This window comes from Ignavibacteriales bacterium (assembly GCA_016700155.1).
In the GTDB taxonomy this organism is placed as follows: Bacteria; Bacteroidota; Ignavibacteria; order Ignavibacteriales; family Ignavibacteriaceae.
Window position 1 is genome coordinate 4,282,533 of the sequence record CP065001.1, and the last position, 18,438, is coordinate 4,300,970.

Below are 18,438 nucleotides of genomic sequence, written 5' to 3' on the forward strand. Positions count from 1 at the left end.
ATAAGCGGTGTATGCCGCTTATTTTTTTACCGGGAATATTATGAAAATCCTGGTACTCGCTTTATCTGGGATCGGTGACGCATTGATGTTCACGCCGGCATTATCGTTACTCAGGAAAAAATATCCTGATGCCGTGATTGATTCACTTGTAATGATTAATGGTGTAAAAGAAATTTATGAACGTAATCCTTCTGTAAATAAAGTCATCTATTATAATTTTATGAAAGAAGGAATTATTAATTCACTAAAATTTATTTCGTCATTACGCGGCAAGTACGATGTTTCAATAAATGTCTATCCTTCAAACAGGAAAGAATATAACATTATAAATTTTCTTATCGGGGCAAAACAAAAAGCCGGCGTTGAATATTTACGAATGAACGCATCTAATCTTGGCTGGCTGAATAATGTTACCGTTAAAGAAAACGATACGCTTCATAATGTTGAAGAGAATATTCACTTAGTTGAAAAACTTGTTAATGAAAAATTCAATGAAAAACCCGGGCTTCAGATATTTTTCACAAAAGATGATGAAGAATATGCTGCTGAATATCTGAAGCATACAGGAATAACTAAAGATGAAATTGTTATTGGTATTCATCCGGGCTGTGCGACTTTAAAAAATCATATTAAAAGAAGATGGGAACCGGAAAAATTTTCTGAGTTGGGCAGAAGAATACTAGAAGAATACAATTCAAGAATATTAATATTTGGCGGACCCGAAGAAACAGATTTAAAGCATGAAGTAGCTAACGGAATCAACCCGGAAAAAGTTCATGTTATAAGAACCGATAACCTTATCCATAGCGCAGCGGTAATGAAGCGCTGTAATCTTTTTATCACCAATGATTCAAGTCTTATGCACATTTCATCTGCATTAGGATTAAAAGTTATCGCTATCATCGGACCTACAAATACAAATTACATTCATCCATGGAATACTGAACATAAAATAGTGTCACTCAATCTTGACTGCGCACCTTGTTTTTACTATTCACCCAAGCCATTAATATGCACAAGAACAGATATTCAGTTTAAGTGCATTAAAGAACTGACTCCTGAAATGGTATTCAAAACCGCCCGATCCTTTTTAAATAAATAGAACATTTAATCTATTCCAAACCCACACCTTCTTTAATAAATTTTCGTAAAGATTTATGTAAGAAAGGAAATGATTTTATGAAAACGCTATTAATATTTTTATGCAGCGTTACTATTCTTAACGCTCAATGGACAAAAGTTGATTTGCCGAATACCACAACTGCTCAATCATTTTTTGTTGATGGAGATACGCTGTATGTAGGAGGAGATAATAATATCTTCTACACAACAAATGGTTCTGATTGGAATGAGTCATCCGTTATTGGTGAACTTTTTGAAGGCGTAACTGCCCTTATAAAAGTTAACAATAGAATTTTTGCAGGCAGTTTTACTCACGGAGTTTATGAAAGTACAGACAACGGAAATAGCTGGATACACAGATCAACAGGGCTTCCGGCAGAAGGCGGACAGAAAATTGATGAATTTGCAGTAAGAGGAAGTTACCTATACGCAGCAACTCTTGGCGAAGGAGTTTTTGTACTTGATCTGAATAACCCGGCTCAGTGGGAGGCTTTTCGTACCGGTCTTGATTTTGGAGTAGAGTGGACTGTCAACTCAATCTTTAATTTTAATGACAACCTCGTCGCCGGTGCCGGCGCAAATGCGAGTATGCAGATAAACTCTTTTGGTTCGAATATGTGGAAGCGTTACCCGTTTGATATTTTTAATCAAGAGATAAACTCCCTGCTTTCAATAACAAGTTTAAATGGTGTATTGCATGCAGCCAGCTACCAGGCAATTTACAGAAGCACGAACGGCGGTACTGTTTGGGAAAAATTTAATCCCGGTGTCGGGATAATCGGTCAAACTTCTTTTACAAAACAAGGCGAGATACTTTATGTCAATCTTGCTAAAGCTGGACGGAATTTTATTTACAAATCAACTGACAATGGTGTTACCTGGAATTTATTTGATGATGTACGTTCTTCAACTGCAAACGCAATTGAATATTTTAACAACAGGATTTATTCAGGAAGATTTGACGGCTTGTGGTATTATCCGTTGACTCCGACAGATGTTGAACCTGATCCTGTTTTGCCGAATAAATTTTTATTGGAACGAAATTATCCCAACCCATTTAATCCATCTACAAAAATTCGCTACATCGTAGGGGACGCATATTATGCGTCCCCCGCGTTAGTTACGCTAAAAGTATATAATATTTTAGGAAATGAAGTTGCCACGTTGGTAAATGAACGCAAACCATCAGGCGAGTATGAAATAGATTTTACTGCTGATGGTTTAGCAAGCGGAATTTATCTTTATAAGCTTAGTGTAAATGGTCAAACAGGTACAAAAAAAATGACGCTCCTCAAATAGTATAAACCATATTGCCGCAGGCTAAACTTTGCTGTATCAGCAAGCTCTCACATCATCTGCCTGCGGCTTAAAAATTTTTTCTGTACGGGTTGACTAAACTTTTATCTTCTCAGTTTTAATTTTTGTTTTGGTGGAAATACCTAAGAGAGAGTATGCCGGACAAAAATTCATTAACGCTGTCATCAATGGAACAACACCAACCAGTCCCCACCAGCTTTGAAAAAATATTCCGGCAATAATTATTGCAACACCAAGAATAATTCTTATAAGTTTATCTGCACTACCAACATTGGGATTCATAAATTTCTCCTGATTTTATATTAGATAATTTTTTAGAAGTCAGCACGGTTTTATTTAAATGCCGATCCTTCTACTTACTAAACATTAGTTAACTGTGTGTTTGATTCAGGACATTGTGAAAAGATTCAGAAGGATTAATTTTAAGCGGGAAATGTTAAAGTATGCTGTCTTGATTCAAACGGAACCAAGACAGCATGAAATAATTTATTTGGATTTTTCCTGTTCCATTTGTGCCCATGGATTGTTATCTGTGTTCCACATTTCAACTTTTATTTTAAGTGAACCATCACTTTGAATTTCCCAGACTGTTATGTACTTGCCATTATCCGGCCAGGAATCTACACCGGGTCCGGACATGTCCATATCATAGTTTCCGATTTCAATAGCAAGATTCCCCTGAATGATTATATCGGTTGTATTCAGGTTAAACGATTTTGTTTTCCATCCCATTTTCTGCTGCTCTTCACCCATTTTTTTAACGGCTTCAATTCCCCTGACTGAACCCTGGTAGCTTGGTAGTGAAATTATATCGTCAGTATAAAAAGTCAGCATCGTTGTCATATCATCAGCGAGCATTGCCTTGACAAACTCTTTATTCATAGCATCAACCTTTGCCCTTATTTCACTTTCGCTTTGAGCGAATAAAACAGATCCGCACAGAACAACAAAAACAAATAATAGTTTTTTCATTTTTACTCCTGGTGTTTTTATATGGTTAATTGTTTGAAGCTGTATAAAGTTAATAAACGGATTGACAAAAGAACATCTGTTACAATTAATAATTTATTGAACTTCTCAAATAGGTGACCATATCACTGACATTATCAAAACATTTTATCAACCCGGTTTTTCTTTTCTCGGATTCGATTTGAACTTCCATTATTTCAACAATTTGTTTCCACATATTTGAATGACAGGCTACCGGTTTAACCTGTAAAATATTTTTGTTCATTAACTCCCACACTGCGGCGAGTTCAAGCAAGGTTCCTGTTCCGCCTTTAAGTATTACAAAGCCATCCCCTGATTTTATTAATGTTTGAATTCTTTCGAACAGATTATCAGATACAATATTTTTAGTAAGAAATTTATTTGGAATGGATTTCCAATCTCGTACGGTAACACCGATTGCGTCTGAGCCGTTATCTACGGCACCTTTGGATGCTGCTTCCATTATGCCGGAATAACCTCCTGTACAAACAGAAAAATTATTTTGAGCTAAAAGCTTTCCAAGTTCATAAGCAGTCGCGTATTCCTCATCACCCTGCTTGGGAATTGAACTGCCGAAAACAGTGATTGTTTTATTCATAGTTTGTATGGAATTGATAATTAATCTAATAAAAATTCGTATGAACGGTCTGTGAAATAATTTCTTTTTAAGAAGAAGTACTTAAGTGGAGTGAAATGATGAAGTGGGTGAGAAGGTAAAAAAATCTTTAATGCTTTTCTCTTGAGATTGAATTCGTGTACATTTAAGTTAATATTAGTTTATTTATCTGCTGATACTTTTGAAATTGCAATCTTCATATAGAGGCAGTTATTTTATATTTAACGGGAGAAAATATGAAATCATCACTTTACCTTTTCATTTTCCTTATACTTCTGTTATTTCTTTCATGTAGTGAAGAAAACGAATCATCAAATAATATTATTCCTCTTGGGAGTGATTTTAGATATCCTTTACAAGTCGGGAATGAATGGTCATTTAATACTTCAAGATTGTACACAAACATCCGACCCGATTCAATTAAACATCTACTAACAGATAGTTATTCAAGTGGGACACTTAAAGTGGAAAAAGACACTTTACTTGATACACTTAGCCTCTGTAAACTTGCCGAAATATCCAAGAGCCTTCGCTATAGTTATGCGTTTTATCAAAATACGGATAGCGGATTTATTAAGTATGCTTATGCCAATATTCCGAGTGACCTTCTTCCCCAAAAGAATATGAAGTGCAGATTAAGTTATAAAGGAAAACTCTATATTTCTATGGATGAAATAATTAATCAACTTAACAACTCTTTAAATGTAATAATGGCGACAAATGATTCTATATATTATCATAATCCGCCAAGAGTTGTTTTCAGGTACCCATTAGTGGTCGGACAAGAGTGGCTACTATCTCAGCTAGGTGACATAAGAATAGACAAAGAAGTGATAGGAAAAGAATTTGTAAACACTTCTGCCGGTACTTATGAATGCTTTAAAATTCTCTGGAAATATGATTTTGATTCCAATGGTGTGGTTGACGATGATATAATATATTATGAATATGTCAGTGCTAAAGGAATTGTGAAATCAGTAATTACATTAAAAGATATTGTTGTTGCTGATGAAACACATCCGGAGGGTTTTGGATTTACGGATGTAATTATTGAAAGGGTTTTAACTGGAGTAAACTTTTGACTTTCACATAAGTTAATGATAAGAAACTACTCTGCTAAAGGACTTTTTATATCATTGAGAATAAATCATTCTGGAAGACATTAAACAATATCAATATGGAGGCAGGTCATGAAAAAATTCCAGGCAATTGCATTAATCTTTTCAATTTTAATATTAACGGGTTGCGCTACTGTATTTAAAGGTTACGAAGATGAGGTGAATATTTTAAATGCGCCGGAGGATTTAAAAGTATTCACGAAAGACGGAACTGAAATCAAGACAACATCCAAAACAGAACGAGTCAAAGATGAAAGTACTTTTAGCATTTCAGATGTTAATATGAAAAGCATAAAATTGAGAAGCGATAAATATCATACGCTCATTTTTAAATCCGGCGGCAAAGAAAAAACGGTTGATTTGTATCCTAAATTAGGTGCCGGATGGCTCATCATCGATATTATAACCGTCTTCCCTGCCTTCATTGATATGTACACAGGTAATTGGAATTACTTTGATCCTGTTGTACTTGAATTTTAATGAATACAACTCCGTTAAATACAAAAATTACGATTGAGTATCTGAATTTTTTGATTTCAGAACTCATTCGTATTAAATCGGACTGGCATATATCCGATGATGAAATAACATTGTTCAATAATGAATTAATCAAATTCAAAAAAATTGCGAAGGATGCTGATTCTGTCAATCCCGAAATTAAAGCGATGATCGCCAATCTCTCAATTATAAGACTCCGGAATAATTTTACACTTAAAGAATACCTGCTGAATTTTTTATCTCGACGCGACAGGGATTCGGATAGCACGCAATCAAGGCTCAAAGCTGTCTTAGATGATACTTCAGAACGGTTGAAAATGATTTCAAATCAGATAAAATATTTGTCATAATAAAAACTGGTTTTCATTACCGTACATCATTAAAACAGCAAATTTCTAACCGTTAAAAATATTTTTTAGAAAAGTCCCTAATTACCTTTTCGCCGCACTACTGTTTTAGTCACCCTATAATTAAATCAAGGAATTAAAATGAAAAGCACAGTTTTACTGAAGTTTTGTGTTGTGTTGATTTTCTTTCTGTTTGCTTCTGATTATTCTCAGGCTCAATGGCAGAAAACGAACGGGTTAAAAGGCGGATATTTTTCTCTCGTTGCCGGAGATATGAATAACCTGCTCGCTGTTACTAATTATGGCAGTATTTTTCAGTACAAAAATGAAAGCTGGAATTTTCGCAGCTCATATAATTATCTGAATGAAATTTTCAAACTGCAGGATAAGTGGATAGGATATTATTCTAACGTCATATCAAAATCAGAAGATGACGGTTTAACCTGGCAGGAAATTCTTCACCCCGATGAAAATAATTTTTTGGTTTCTGCTAAAGTTATAGATAACAAAATTTATGCTCTCTCCAGTGACACGCTTTTTTATTCCGATGACTTTGGAACTACCTGGAACGCAAATGAAGTAAGTTCCACGATTGTAGCCGGTGTTGATACCGGATTCTTTTATGCAATCTCAAATTTTTATATAAAAGATAACATAATGCTCGCCGGCGGGTTTACAACATTTCCATCATCATTCGGCGCACTTGCGTATTCCACAAATATGGGATTAACATGGCAGCCGACTATGTTTCCGAGTAATATCAATAATACTTTTGTTCATGATATCACAGGCGATGACAACTATTTTTATGCATCTGCGAGCGGTGGTTTTTTCAAATCAACTAATGGATTGGACTGGAGCGAAATTAATGAAGGTCTTCCATTTTCCGGAGTGTCACTTTCAGTAACCAAGATGAGCATTTTCCAGACTGATCTTATTGCAATCATCAATAATACTCCATCCGGACTTTACAGATATAATGGTACAAACTGGAGTTTGTTTTATGATGAGAACTTTCCTTCGTATATGTCAACAGAAAATGATGAACTTATCTTTACCGCAAATGGTGAAGTTATAAAGTATGATGTTGCAAATAATATTGTACTTACTTCTGACATCATAGCGTCAACTTCACGACCTGTAGTTTCAGCAAACGGAAATGTGTACAGTGTATATAAACAAAAAATGTTTCGTTCGGTTGACAACGGACAAAGTTGGAATGTCATTAGGGAACCTTCTGGCGGCTTACTTGTTGTGGATGGAAATACTTTATTTACTACCTCGAGTTCAGGCGTTGTACGATCAACAAATTCAGGCGATGACTGGACATTCTTAACATCAGGAATACCTTCTACGCACATACCGAAACTTTCTTCAGTTGGAATAACTGATAAAAAAATCTACGCAGGGTTTAATGGAATCCGGGCAAGAATGCATCTTCCTCCAGTTTGGGAACAAGGCGGTGTGTATGTGTCATTAAATAATGGTGATTCATGGTCTGCGTTAAACTCAGGTCTGCCGACTGAAGGCGGAGTTCATACACCTGTTTATTCAATAACGGCGAATGGGAATATAGTAATTCTAAATACTGCTTCAGGTAGATTTTCTTTAATCAACAATACCTGGGTAAATATTTCGAATGGTTTTCCCGTCAATGTTTATATGACCGGACTGTATATTTTTAATGAAGATATAATTTTTCTTACAACGAATGGTTTATATATTTCTCGTGATAGAGGTATAACAAAAGAGGAGTTCAACACAGGATTGCCGTCATTGACATATTATTTCACTATACTATTTAATTATGAAAATGAACTATATGTTTTTGCTAATGATCAGGCAGATCAGGTATTTAAATTACAGGAAGATAACTGGGTACCAACGGTTTTTCCAATGCCGGATAATGTAAGATTTACTGAGCTTCAGGCAACCGGAAAAATTATTTTTGCAGGTACTTATGATAATGGTATTTGGATATATAATCCTTCACCGACTGATGTTGATGATATTAGTAATCCTGAATCGTATAGTTTAGGACAGAATTATCCAAACCCGTTTAATCCAAGCACAACAATATCTTATCAGTTAGCAGCAACAGGAAATGTTGAAATAGTTGTATATGATGTTCTTGGAAAAGAAATATTGACGCTCGTCAATGAAAGTAAACCAGCGGGCAATTATCAGTTAGTGTTTGATGCTTCTTCACTTACAAGCGGAGTTTATTTTTATAGGATTGTGACTAATAATTTTATACAAACGAGAAAGATGATATTGTTGAGGTAAGCATAATTTGATGATATTTATAAAGCACTTGTTTGATTATCAGGCAAGTGCTTTTTTATTTACAGATTTACAACGGGCATTGCATTAATTGATGGTATTATATATAATACCGTCGTGGAAAAACACAAAATAGTTATTGATACCAACGTAATTGTCTCTGCATTAAAATCAAAAAATGGATATTCATATAAACTTCTTTCCATAATTGATGACGAAAGGTTCAGAGTTTTTATTTCAACACCAGTTGTTCTTGAATATGAAGAAGCATTAAAAAGAGAAAAAATGAAGATAGCCCTCAATAAGAGCGAGATAGACGATGTATTAAACTACATTTGTATGATTGCAGAGCAAAGACAAATATACTATTTGTGGCGTCCGTTCTTAAAAGATCAAAAGGATGATATGTTCCTGGAACTGGCTGTTGAGGCTGGTTGTGATTTTATTATCACATTTAATAAAAAGGATTTTAAAGGCATAGAAAAATTCGGATTAAAAATTTTATCACCGAAAGAATTATTGAAATTGATTGGAGAAAAATATGAGTAATATAAGTTTAAGGTTGCCTGACTCGTTACATAAGAAAGCCCGTGACTTAGCAAAAAAAGAAAAGACGTCAATAAATCAACTGGTTTCTTCAGCACTTTCTGAAAAAATAACTGCTTTAATGACAGAGGAGTATATTGAGGATCGCGCTAAACGAGCAAGCCGAAAAAAATTTAAATCCGCATTACGAAAAGTATCTAATGTTCCCGCTGATGAAAAAGATACCTGAGAATTTATAAGATTCTTTAAGTGAAAGATTAAATCGGCTGGTGACAGTTTTGTAACAGCCGGTTTCTTTTTATAATCCTAAATATCTCATAAATGCTTCCTGGTTTGGTTCTCTTCCAAGAAACTCTTTCACAAGATCAATTTCTTTTTCTTCACCGCCTTTTGCCAGAATAATATCACGATACCTGATCCCGGTTTTCTTATCCATTATTCCGTTCTTTTCAAATACGGAAAACATATCCTGCGCATAAACTCTTGCCCACATATAACCATAGTAACCCGCGGCGTATCCTGTAAGATGTCCGAATGCCGCCTGCATATTTGTTCCTTCAAGATATGGATAAAGCGTAACAGAGTTCTGTAGTTTTTTAACAACTTCAGCTGTTGATACACTTCCATCCGGATTAAAATTGTCATGGTATGTCATATCTATCAGTCCATAAAAGATCTGCTGCAAAGCCGCAATACCTGAGCCTACATTTTTAGCGGCAACCATTTTTTTATGAAGTTCAACCGGCAAAAGTTCATTGGTTTTATAATGACGGGCAAAAAGTTTTAACGCTTCATAATCCCAGACCCAGTTTTCAAAAATCTGTGAAGGAGCTTCAACAAAATCTCTAGCAACAGATGATCCGGAAAAAGATGAAAGTTCTGTTTTAGTTAATACGCTGTGCAGTACGTGACCAAACTCATGAAAAAATGTTTCAACATCTGACTGAAGCATCAAGGCGGGTTGATTCTCAGTGGCTTGTGGAAAATTACAGACAAGCGTTGCGACCGGCTTCTGGTAACCATTCACCGTTTGTTTCCCGGGTATCATCGGGAAACATGCGGCATGTGAAAATTTATTATCCCTCGGATGAAGGTCTAAATAGAACATAGAAATAATTTTTCCATCCTGCTTAACATTAAACATCCTTACATCTTTATGCCATACGGACGGGCTTTTTACTTCTTCAAACTGAACATCAAACAGATGCTGCGCTATTGAAAATAATCCGTTCAAAACATTATTAAGTTCGAAATATTCTTTCACCTTGTTCTGATCAAGACTGTATTTTTCTATCAGCAATAAATTTGAATAGAAAGAAGATTCCCATGGTTGAATTACGTTAGCAGATTTATCGTTGGTATATCTTCGCTTCACTACTAATAATTCTTCATAATCTAATTTTGCTTTTTGTTTTACTTTGTCGATGAGATTATTTTCAAAATCCCAGACTGCCTTTGGAGTTTTTGCCATTCTCTCTTCAATCTGGTATTCGGCAAATGATTTATAACCAAGTAACGCCGCAATGTCATTTCGCACTTTAATTAATTCATTTAACACCGAAAGATTTTTATCGGAAGCCCTGTTGTTATAAAGTGTATAAAGTTTTTTTCTCGCTGATTCCGACTTAGCATACTTCATAAAAGGAACATACGAGGGATATGACAAACCAATCTTGTAATCCCCATCTTCTGTGCGATGCTGATTTTTATATGATTCATCAAGTCCAACAATTTCATTTTCGTTGACAGTTAAAGTCTCATTTACCGCGGCAATGTTGTTATTGAATTGAATCGTTAGTTCGGTAAGTTTATTCTGCAAAGATTGTAATACATCTCTTTTTTCTTTAGGAAGAGCAAAGCCATTCCGCTCAAACCCGCGAACATTTTCATCGACGAATTTCTTTTTAAAGCCGGTTAATTTTTTTGCTTCCTCGGTAAGGGAATAATCTTTAATTGCTTTATATAGTTTTTCATCCAAACTCATCTCAGTAAAGAATCCGCTGAACTTTGCTATCGATTCGCTGGCAGCGTCTCGTGTTGCGTCAACAGGATGTACATTTGCCATAAGATAAACTTCGCCGTATACCCCTGAAACTTTATTTGTCAGGTTATCATACGCAAGCATTGTGTTGTCAAAGTTTCTGTTCTTAACAGAATAAAGTTTTTCGAGTTCTGATTTTGCATTTGTGATAGAAAGGTCCGTTGCTGATGAAATATGTTCGGCAGTAACAGATGAGAAATCAACAATGTCGTTAAAACCTGCAAGCAGCGGGTTTGTGATTTTATTCTCAGGCTCAGTTGCAAAGAGATTGAACGTAATCAACAAAGCAAGCAGTATCGGGTAAATAATTTTGTTTTTCATAACATAATTCTCCTTAAAAATCTTTGCGTGAAAATATTATTCGGCACTGCTGATGTTAAATGAATTGTGATAAACGGCTGGCAAAAATTTATCCTCATATTAAAGGAGGTCAAAACAGTTGCCCAAGCACGTTTTTTCTAAATGAAAATATTTCATCTATCTTTTTTGAAACAATAAGTTTGTTTACAAGCGGTGAGAATATTCCGAAATAAAGAGCGTAAGTCACCTCATCGGTCATTTCGATTCCCGTCGGAGTTACCTTAAAAGTATGTTTATGATGCCATAACTTGTACGGTCCGAACTTTTGTTCATCGATAAAGCAGCACTTTTCTTCAATGCTATTTATTTGAGTTACCCAGGTCAAAGGGATTTTTAGTAACGGGTTTACCTTGTATGTAATCAGCATTCCGGGGAACATTTTCGCCGGGAGAGAACACGTAATTTTAAATCCCAGCCATTCGGGAGTAATCTTTATCAGATTTCGCGGATCAGAAAAAAAATTCCATGCTGTATCAATATCTGTTTTCAGATGCTGTGTTGTTTTATAAGTAAAAATGCGCATAGGATCCTTTTGAGATGAATAACAATTATTCAGCAGAAAAAATTCCTTAAACAAAAAATTACTTTAGCAGGTATCCTTGCGATTGGTTGAATATTTTTTATAATGTAAGAACGGCAAACACGGAAAACCTCTATGGAATCAATCACTTCTATTGGTGAAATATTATTTGACGTTTATCCCGATAAAAAAATACCGGGCGGCGCACCATTTAATTTTATTTATCACATAAAAAAAATTACCGGTGAAGGAAGTTTTATAAGCAGAATCGGGGATGATGAATACGGAAAAGAAATATCAGCATTCTTAAAGAGAAATAATATTTCAACGGAGCTTATTCAAATGGATACTGAACATCCCACGGGGTTAGCGATTGCATCACTCGATGAAAATAAAATTCCGCATTGGGAAATAAAAGAAAACTGTGCTTATGATTTTATTGAATTAAATCAGTTGGTTGAAACTCATCTATTAAATTACTCAGATTGTATTTACTTCGGCACATTAGCACAGCGGGGCGAGGTCTCCGCAAATTCATTAAATAAAATTTTCAGGATGAATAAAAAATTTATTTGTGACCTGAACATCAGGCAGAATTATTATTCAAAAGAAGTATTAGACAGTTCGCTAAAAACAGCAAATGTTTTGAAGATGAATACCGAAGAACTCAATCTTGTATATAATCTTTTTTATAACCGTGTGTTTGTTGAAAACGAAATAGCCACAAGAATCATTAATGATTTTGAAATAGAAATGATTGCCGTGACAAACGGAGAAGAAGGCGCCGCAATATATACTTCAAATTCAAAAAACATCATGAAAGCAAAAACCCGGAATGTTGTGGATACCGTCGGAGCCGGCGATGCATACTCAGCCGTACTTTGTCTTGGTTATTTACGAAATCTTCATCCGGAAAAAATTAACACTATAGCAAGTGAATTTGCCGCATACATCGTTACCCAAAGAGGAGCGTTACCGGCAAATGACAGTATTTATGAATCACTAAAGGAATCAATTTATAATGACAGCTAAGAGAAAATTATTCATTCAGTTGTACAGCATACATGGACTTATTAGATGGAACAATCCCGAACTCGGAAGAGATGCCGATACGGGCGGACAAACAAAATATATTATTGAACTTGCAAAAGCGCTGAGTGAAAATGAAAACGTTGAAAAAGTCGAACTGATCACCCGCCAGATAACCGACAAAAATATTTCAGAAGATTATTCCCAGCCAGTTGAAGAACTTAATTCCAGATGCAGAATAGTGCGGCTAAAATGCGGAGGCGGAAAATATCTCAGGAAAGAACTTCTCTGGAATCACCTCGAAGAATTTGTTGATAAAAGTATTAAATACATTAAATCTTCCGGAAGACTGCCGGATATTATTCACAGTCATTATGCTGACGCAGGATTTGTTTGTACTGAGTTGACAAAATTTTTCGGGATTCCATTCGTGCATACAGGTCATTCACTTGGCAGAGCAAAACTTCGAAAACTTTTAAGTGAAGGATTATCTAATGAGGAAATTGAAAAAAGATATAAAATATCCCACCGGATTAAAGTTGAAGAAGAGATAATCAATTATGCAGATGCGATAATCACAAGTACAAACCAGGAAATACAAATGCAGTATGGTGAGTATGATAATCTTTCATCTGTTAAATCATTCAAGGTTATTCCCCCGGGAACTGATATAGATAAGTTTTATCCTTACAACAATCTTCAATATGAAAATGAAGCTGAAGTAATCCGCGGCACTATCGAATCAAAATTAAAAAGATTTTTTATGGATATCGATAAACCGTTGATATTAACCTTATGCCGCCCGGATAAAAGAAAAAATATTTCTGCACTTATCAAAGCTTATGGTGAAGATGCGGAACTTCAAAAGAAAGCAAACCTCGCAATCTTTGCCGGAATAAGGCAGGATATTATGACAATGGAAGAAAATGAGCGCGAGGTACTTACTGAAATTCTTTTGTTGATGGACAAGTATAACCTTTATGGAAAAATGGCAATTCCTAAACGTCATGATACAGAATATGAAGTGCCGGAACTTTACAGGATTGCCGCGAGAAGCGGAGGTGTTTTTGTTAATGCTGCTTTAACCGAGCCATTTGGTTTAACATTGATTGAAGCTGCTTCAACAGGGCTTCCGGTTGTTGCTACAGATGACGGCGGACCAAAAGATATAATCGGTAATTGTAATAACGGATTATTAATCGATGTTTCAGAAGATCAGAATATTTCCAAAGCGATTAAGGAAATTATCAGCAGCAAAAAAATGTGGAACCGATTCTCTGAAAACGGGATTAAAAATGTACGCAGATATTATACTTGGAAAGCACACACAAAAAAATATGTGGACGAAATTCTGGAAGTGTCACGACGATATGACCCCGATCGTATTTCAGTAGCTGACACAGGAAGAAAATTGCTTGATATGAACCAGTTAATAATCTCTGACATTGATCATACATTGTTAGGCGATCATCGTTCGCTTTCTGAGTTCAGATCGTTACTTGCAAAGTTACCTAACGAAACAGGGTTTGGAGTTGCAACTGGAAGAACAGTTGAATCAGCATATAATGTTCTAAAAGAATATGGAGTTCAGATGCCGATAGTTATTGTTTCGTCAGTCGGTTCTGAAATTTATTATAACTATAAAGGTGAATGGATCTATTCAACAGGCTGGGATGCGCACATATCACATTTATGGAACAAGCAAAAAATTATTGATGTGCTGAAACCTCTGACATTTCTTCAAATGCAGGAAAAAGACAAGCAAAGAAAATTTAAAGTCAGTTATTATATGGAAGAGAACAAAGACCGTCTGACAAAAATCAGGCACACTCTTTTAAAGAATAAAATAAAAGCGAATGTGATATTCAGCCACAAAAAGTTTCTTGATATTCTTCCATACAGAGCTTCAAAAGGAAAAGCGATAAGATACCTTGGATACAGGTGGAATATTGAAAATGAAAAAATATTGGTCGCAGGTGATTCGGGTAATGATGAAGAAATGCTGAAAGGTGATCTGCTTGGTGTTGTTGTTGCAAACTACAGCGAGGAGCTGGAAAAAATAAGAGGAAGCCGAAGAGTTTATTTCGCACAGCGTTCGTACGCGGGCGGTATAATTGAAGGCATTAACCATTATAATTTTCTATTTACTTAAAGAGGTTGATATGGATGTTTTAAAATTAATTGAAGATAACAGGAATGATTTTTTCGGATACCTTAATAAAGTAGCGGCTTATGAAAACAAATTATTAGTAAAAGGAAATCTATTTGATATTCTCGATCATCATAAATCAGAAAATAAAAACGGCAGTTACAAAGCATTGGCGGAAATTGCTAAACACATAGTCGAGTCTGTCTGCATCAACAATACAATCTTTTTTGAATTCAGGGAAAAGATAGGAGATTCGTTCTTTTATCTTTTTAATACTGAAGAGAAATATTATGAACAATCCAGTGTGACTGAATATCTTAGGGCTAAAGAATATCATGTCGACGGTCAAAACGTTGAAGACCCCTTAACTCTTAACTTTAATCATTTCTATTTTAAATTTCCAAGAACTACCGAATCAAAAAATATCGGAAGAGGTGTTGAGTATCTTAACCGGTATTTATCAAGCCGTATGTTTACAGAACCGGAAAAACTAAGTAAAATACTTTTTGATTTTCTGTTTCTTCACAAGTACAAATCACAGCAGCTTGTTTTAAATGACAGGATTAAAGACCCATCAATGCTTAGTTCCGCAATCGACAAAGCCATTGCATTCCTTAGAAAAAAAGATGAGAACACACCATATTCAAAAATCAAAAATGATCTTCAGAGTTTAGGATTTGAGGCAGGACTTGGAAACAACGCGGCGACTATCATTGAAAGTCTTGAACTCCTTGACAGGCTAATGCAGACGCCCGATCATAACTCACTTAAAGATTTTCTTTCACGCATACCGATGATCTTCAACATAGCAATCATTTCACCTCATGGTTATTTCGGGCAGGAAGGCGTGCTTGGTATGCCCGATACAGGCGGACAGGTAGTGTATATACTTGACCAGGTGAAAGCACTTGAAAAGTCAATGTCGGAATCGTTACAGAAATCCGGACTTAACGCAAAACCAAAGATCATAATTCTTACAAGACTAATTCCAAATGCAGGTAAAACCAAATGCAATCAACGTATGGAAAAAGTACATGAAACAAATAATTCGTGGATACTTCGCGTGCCTTTCAGAACACATAATAGTAATGTTACTGATAACTGGATTTCACGATTTGAGATATGGCCATACCTCGAAAATTTCGCTGAAGATTCTGAAAGAGAATTACTTGCTGAGTTTAATGGAAGACCTGATTTTATTATCGGCAATTATTCTGATGGAAATCTCGTGGGGTATATTCTTTCAAAAAAATTCGGAGTTACACAGTGCAACATTGCACATGCACTTGAAAAAAGTAAGTACTTATACAGCGCATTATACTGGAAGAATCTTGAAGACCAATATCACTTTTCACTTCAGTTCACAGCAGATCTTATTGCAATGAACTCAGCTAACTTTATTATAACGTCATCGTACCAGGAAATTGCAGGTACTGAAGAAACTATAGGTCAGTATGAATCGTACAGGAATTTAACTATGCCGGGACTTTACCGTGTTGAAGGCGGTATAGAATTATTTCATCCTAAGTTTAACATAGTCCCACCCGGAGTTAACACTAAAATTTATTTTCCTTATTATGAAACGGGAGAACGACTCAAAGACACAAAAGAAGAACTTGAGAAACTGCTATTCAGTCAGGATGAATCAGATGAAGTTGTTGGTAAATTGGAAAACCCCGAACTGATACCGATCTTTTCAATCGCGAGATTAGATAAAATCAAAAATCTTACTTCACTTGTAAAATGGTTTGGTGAAAGCCAGAAACTTCAGAAAGCTGCGAACCTGATTATTGTCGCCGGTAATGTTGACCCGATGAAATCCGGTGATGAGGAAGAGAAAGAACAGATTTATTTAATGCATGATCTTATCAACAAGTACAACCTGAGAAACAAATTCAGATGGATAGGCAAAAGATTTAAGAAAGATGAAACCGGTGAAGTTTACAGGATAATAGCTGATCACAAAGGGATATTCGTTCAGCCGGCGTTGTTTGAAGGATTCGGATTGACGGTTCTTGAAGCAATGCGTTCGGGCTTACCTGTTTTTGCCACGTTGTATGGAGGTCCGCTTGAAATTATCCAGGATGAAGTTTCCGGCTTTCATATCAATCCGATTAAAGGAAAAGAAACTACAGCAAAGATTCTTTCCTTTATTGAAAAATGTAATAAGGATAAAAAGTACTGGGAGAAAATTTCTGCTAAAGCTATAAAGCGGGTTGATACAACGTACAACTGGGAATTGTACTCCAACAATCTTCTTTCACTCGCAAAGATATACGGTTTCTGGAAGTTCGCCTCAAACATTGAGCAGAATGATCTTCATTCATACCTGAATGTTATTTATCACCTGCTTTATAAACCAAGAGCAAATGAATTACTGCAGCAGCATGCTAACCGTTAATTAATTTTCAGCATAAGATCTTTTAACGCTTCCGTTTCCGTTTTCATTTGTCAGAAAAAGAGTCTGTGTCGGATATGCAAATTCAATTTTCCTTTTAGAGAACTCTTCAAATATTTTAAGGTTAATCGCCTGCTGTATATCCATATACTTGTTGTAATCAGCACCTGTGACGTAATAAACAAATTCAAAGTTTAAACTGAAATCACCATAAGATGAAAAATGTCCGCGGTCAAAATCTGCATCCTGTTGTTCGGTAATTATTTGTTTTACTAAATCCGGTATGATCTTCAGTTTTTCATAAGTTGTTTGATACACAATCCCTATTGAAAATACAACTCTTCGTCTTTCCATTTTTTTATAGTTGTGTACACGTGAATTAGTAAGATCGGTATTTGAAAAGACAAGTTGTTCACCGCTAAGACTTCTGATTCGTGTTGTTTTAATTCCTATCTGTTCAACTACACCGAGCTTATTATCGATGATAATAAAATCTCCTGTTTCAAAAGGTCTGTCAAAAAAAATCACAAAGTAGCTGAACAGATCACCAAGAATAGTCTGCGCAGCAAGGGCGACTGCAATGCCGCCAATACCTAATCCCGCAATCACTGCCGATATTTTGAAACCAAGATTATCCAGAACAAAAATTAATCCCAGCCCCCATACAAGAACTGATGCTAAAGTCGTTATTCCTTTTAACTGCTTTTGTTTTGAAATTGTGTGATCACCCTTAGCAAGGTACGAAGTAAGAATAAATTTTATTACTGAAGTTACAGTCCGTAAAAAGAAAAATGTGATTACAATAATTGTAACTACATCTATGGTTCGTTGAACTTTTTCCGGAATGTTTAGCGAACTGATGGCAAAGTACAACGCTCCGAAATAAAGCAGAGGAACGACTGTTTTTTCAATTCCTCTTATAAGTATATCGTCTAATTGAGTCTCGGTTTTTTCAGACCATTTTTTGAGTTTACTAAGAATAATTTTTTTGAAAATATGAATTATTATTATGCCCGCTATAAAAATAACTGCTGAAACAATGTACTGCTGTACTGTATTGCCAAAATAATTTTGATTTAAGAACTCATTCATACCTGGTATTCC

The 18,438-nt window shown here is 35.4% G+C and carries 17 protein-coding genes; 11 read left to right on the top strand and 6 right to left on the bottom strand.

Translation table 11 applies throughout. From position 1 onward, the window contains the following. The first annotated feature begins 40 nt into the window (after positions 1–40). Together IPM56_18010 and IPM56_18015 are read left to right on the top strand one after the other, a co-directional pair. Positions 41–1,102, top strand: a complete 1,062-nt coding sequence (locus tag IPM56_18010) for a glycosyltransferase family 9 protein (protein ID QQS36107.1) — start codon at positions 41–43, stop codon at positions 1,100–1,102. Positions 1,103–1,179: 77 nt separating this feature from the next. Continuing rightward, a complete protein-coding gene (locus IPM56_18015) occupies positions 1,180–2,421 on the top strand; it encodes a T9SS type A sorting domain-containing protein (GenBank protein ID QQS36108.1) in 1,242 nt (413 codons plus the stop codon). Positions 2,422–2,514: 93 nt separating this feature from the next. Here IPM56_18015 and IPM56_18020 read toward each other — a convergent pair whose 3' ends face one another. The 3 genes from IPM56_18020 to IPM56_18030 form a co-directional block, all read right to left on the bottom strand. Continuing rightward, a complete protein-coding gene (locus IPM56_18020; protein QQS36109.1) occupies positions 2,515–2,721 on the bottom strand; it encodes a DUF2892 domain-containing protein in 207 nt (68 codons plus the stop codon). 204 nt (positions 2,722–2,925) lie between these two features. Continuing rightward, complete coding sequence (locus IPM56_18025; GenBank protein QQS36110.1) at positions 2,926–3,411, bottom strand: DUF4440 domain-containing protein; 486 nt, start codon at positions 3,409–3,411, stop codon at positions 2,926–2,928. 85 nt (positions 3,412–3,496) lie between these two features. After that, a complete protein-coding gene (locus IPM56_18030; GenBank protein ID QQS36111.1) occupies positions 3,497–4,027 on the bottom strand; it encodes an LOG family protein in 531 nt (176 codons plus the stop codon). Between the two features lie 254 nt (positions 4,028–4,281). Between IPM56_18030 and IPM56_18035 the strand changes: the two genes are divergently transcribed. The 6 genes from IPM56_18035 (at position 4,282) to IPM56_18060 (ending at position 9,066) form a co-directional block, all read left to right on the top strand. Further along, a complete protein-coding gene (locus IPM56_18035; protein ID QQS36112.1) occupies positions 4,282–5,127 on the top strand; it encodes a hypothetical protein in 846 nt (281 codons plus the stop codon). Between the two features lie 108 nt (positions 5,128–5,235). Next, the gene (locus tag IPM56_18040; protein QQS36113.1) at positions 5,236–5,643 is read left to right on the top strand and encodes a hypothetical protein; all 408 of its coding nucleotides are present in this window, start codon (positions 5,236–5,238) and stop codon (positions 5,641–5,643) included. Beyond that, on the top strand, positions 5,643–6,011 hold the full coding sequence (locus IPM56_18045) for a hypothetical protein (GenBank protein ID QQS36114.1): 369 nt from the start codon (positions 5,643–5,645) through the stop codon (positions 6,009–6,011). The genes IPM56_18040 and IPM56_18045 overlap by 1 nt, the downstream gene beginning before the upstream one ends. 138 nt (positions 6,012–6,149) lie before the next feature. Further along, positions 6,150–8,294 (top strand): T9SS type A sorting domain-containing protein, encoded by a 2,145-nt coding sequence (locus IPM56_18050; GenBank protein QQS36115.1) that lies wholly within the window; start codon positions 6,150–6,152, stop codon positions 8,292–8,294. Between the two features lie 114 nt (positions 8,295–8,408). After that, positions 8,409–8,840: a putative toxin-antitoxin system toxin component, PIN family gene (locus IPM56_18055; GenBank protein ID QQS36116.1), complete on the top strand. Its 432-nt coding sequence runs from the start codon at positions 8,409–8,411 to the stop codon at positions 8,838–8,840. Next, positions 8,833–9,066: a toxin-antitoxin system HicB family antitoxin gene (locus tag IPM56_18060; protein QQS36117.1), complete on the top strand. Its 234-nt coding sequence runs from the start codon at positions 8,833–8,835 to the stop codon at positions 9,064–9,066. The genes IPM56_18055 and IPM56_18060 overlap by 8 nt, the downstream gene beginning before the upstream one ends. A 69-nt stretch (positions 9,067–9,135) precedes the next feature. Here IPM56_18060 and IPM56_18065 read toward each other — a convergent pair whose 3' ends face one another. Then, complete coding sequence (locus IPM56_18065; GenBank protein QQS36118.1) at positions 9,136–11,199, bottom strand: Zn-dependent oligopeptidase; 2,064 nt, start codon at positions 11,197–11,199, stop codon at positions 9,136–9,138. Between the two features lie 109 nt (positions 11,200–11,308). Beyond that, positions 11,309–11,761 (bottom strand): SRPBCC family protein, encoded by a 453-nt coding sequence (locus IPM56_18070; GenBank protein QQS36119.1) that lies wholly within the window; start codon positions 11,759–11,761, stop codon positions 11,309–11,311. A gap of 132 nt (positions 11,762–11,893) precedes the next feature. Here IPM56_18070 and IPM56_18075 point away from each other — a divergent pair, with 132 nt between their 5' ends. Genes IPM56_18075 through IPM56_18085 form a run of 3 tightly spaced genes read left to right on the top strand, consistent with a single transcriptional unit; the run spans position 11,894 to position 17,337 of the window. Further along, complete coding sequence (locus tag IPM56_18075; GenBank protein QQS36120.1) at positions 11,894–12,790, top strand: hypothetical protein; 897 nt, start codon at positions 11,894–11,896, stop codon at positions 12,788–12,790. Then, the gene (locus IPM56_18080) at positions 12,780–14,939 is read left to right on the top strand and encodes an HAD-IIB family hydrolase (protein QQS36121.1); all 2,160 of its coding nucleotides are present in this window, start codon (positions 12,780–12,782) and stop codon (positions 14,937–14,939) included. Before IPM56_18075 ends, IPM56_18080 begins: the two co-directional genes overlap by 11 nt. Positions 14,940–14,949: 10 nt before the next feature. Next, the gene (locus tag IPM56_18085; GenBank protein ID QQS36122.1) at positions 14,950–17,337 is read left to right on the top strand and encodes a sucrose synthase; all 2,388 of its coding nucleotides are present in this window, start codon (positions 14,950–14,952) and stop codon (positions 17,335–17,337) included. On the opposite strand, the gene IPM56_18090 is transcribed toward IPM56_18085, so the two are convergent. Continuing rightward, entirely contained in the window at positions 17,338–18,426 is a 1,089-nt protein-coding gene (locus tag IPM56_18090) for a mechanosensitive ion channel family protein (protein ID QQS36123.1), read from the bottom strand. Positions 18,427–18,438: the final 12 nt, after the last annotated feature.